At 68.8% G+C, this 2,015-nt stretch carries 1 protein-coding gene; it reads right to left on the reverse strand.

The genetic code is table 11. The features are described 5' to 3' along the window. Positions 1-127 precede the first annotated feature (127 nt). Positions 128-1,861 carry an IS1634 family transposase gene (locus ABZZ74_RS53865; RefSeq protein WP_356951405.1) on the reverse strand — a complete coding sequence of 578 codons (1,734 nt, stop codon included), beginning with the start codon at positions 1,859-1,861 and terminating at the stop codon, positions 128-130. Positions 1,862-2,015: the final 154 nt, after the last annotated feature.

The raw sequence follows: 2,015 nt of genomic DNA on the forward strand, positions 1-2,015 counted from the left end.
ACCCGAGTTCGACAGTAGGTGGGCACATGGCAGGGGGGAATCTGTGGCGTGACCTGCGGTGATGGGCATGACGGGGCTCCGGGGCCGTTTGCCCACGGCTCCGGAGCGCGTTTTCCCATGTCAGGGACTATTCGGGGGTCTTGAGGCCGCTCATCTTTGGTGGAAGTGGCACACCACAGTCCTTGAAGAGTTTGGCCTGGGTGTCGGTGAGGCGGGTGGTCTGCTGGAGGCTGCCGGCCGGGCCGGAGAGGGTGACCTGGTGGATCCGGCCGAGTTCGGTGGCGATCCTGGGCCAGGTCCACTCGGTGCGGCGTTCGGCGACCCGGATCAGCAGAAGCGCGAGCCAGCACAGCAGCACGTGGGCGCGTATCCGCTCGTCCAGGCGGTGGTAGACCGGCCGCAGGTCCAAGGTCGACTTCATCGTGCGGAAGGCGCGTTCGGCTTCCAGCAAGTTCTTGTAACCGAGCGCGACATCCTCGGCGGACAGGTCCGGGTCGCTGGTGGCGAGCAGGTACTTTCCGTCGAGGCGGGCCTCGGCGGTGACCTTGGCGGTGTTGATGGTCAGCCGTCCGGTGGTGGGGTGCTGCTTGAGCCACCGGCCGAGGGCGGGGTGGTCGCGCAGCGCGCACTCGGCCTTGCGGTGCGGCGCGTCGGAGGGGGCGAGGGGGCGTTTGCCGTCCTTGACGGCCTTGGCCTTCGCCTTCTTCGCGTCCGCTGCGCGAGCGGCCGTGATCCGCGCCAACTCTTCACGGATGGCGTTGAGTTGGTCTTCGCGGCGGGCCTGGTCGCGCTCGGCTTCGGCGGGATTGTGGCAGATGATCCAGCGTCTGCCCTCGTCGCCGTCGAGACGGACTTCCTTGACCCGCAGGTTGTCGCGGACGGCCTGGTAGCGGCCCTGGCGCGCCAGGGCCTGGTTGGCGAGGCGCGAGCCTTCGCGCATCTTGACGCCGGTGATGTAGTGGCCGCCGGCCCTGCGGAGGTAGGTCTGGTTGGCCTCGGAGGAGAATCCGGAGTCGGCGACGGTGACGACTCGGCCGAGCCGCCAGTCGCGCAGGCCGTCCTTGACCTCAGTGATCACGGTCTGGTCGTTGGTGCCACCAGGCCAGATCCAGCAGCGGACCGGGATGCCTTCGCGGGTGACGGCCAGTCCGATGACGATCTGCGGCAAGTCCTTGCGGTGGTCCTTGGAGTGCCCGTACTGGCGCAGGCTGCGGCCCTCGCCGTCAGGGTCGTCGGCTTCGTCGCGTTCGAAGTAGGTCGAGGTGGTGTCGAAGAAGACCAGGTCGACTTCGAGGTTGAGCAGGTGGGCGGCGGAGAAGAACACCGCTTCCTGCACGGCGCCCTGGGTGTCGGCCTCGATGAGCAGGTCCATGGCCCGGTAGGCGTGCTGCTCGGTGAGCGCGTCCAGGCCGGGGATCACCTGGTCGTGGGTGGCCCAGTCGGCGGCGGCAAGCTTGGAGGCGGGGGCGATGGCCCGGTTGGCGACCAGCGCGAAGAGCGTGCGCTCGATATCGGTGCGGAACCGGCGCCCGTCGATGCGGGAGGCCAGTGCCGAATCGATGCCCAGCAGCTTCCACAGCCCGTCCAGCAGCCAGCTCGCGCCGAGCGGCCGGGAGGACTCCACCGCCAGCGGGCCGGCCTCGGCCCCCAGCGGGGCGGAGGCGTCGTCCTCCTCGCCGAGGTAGCGGTTGATCGAGGCGACCAGGCGGCGCAGGCCGTCGACGTCCAGGCGGTCCTCGCGCCCGAAGTTGACCAGCACCTCCGCCTGGGTCGTGCCGCCCTTGCGCCGGTTGTGGGCGAGCTGGAGGTAGCGCACCACCGAGCCGTCCTTGTTCCGACGCTGGATCTTCCGCAAGTACATGCCCGCATCATCGGGCAACAGACCAGATCAGAGCAATACTCTCGCCAATCCGTTTGCCCACACCTTCGAGCGGCTTCGGAGCTGCCTCACGTCTCCCACCTGCACAGATCCGCCGCCAACCCGCCCCGCATGCCCACCAACTGTCGAACTCGGG

The sequence above is a fragment of the Streptomyces sp. NPDC006476 genome, from assembly GCF_040612015.1.
In the GTDB taxonomy this organism is placed as follows: domain Bacteria; phylum Actinomycetota; class Actinomycetes; order Streptomycetales; family Streptomycetaceae; genus Streptomyces; species Streptomyces griseorubiginosus_B.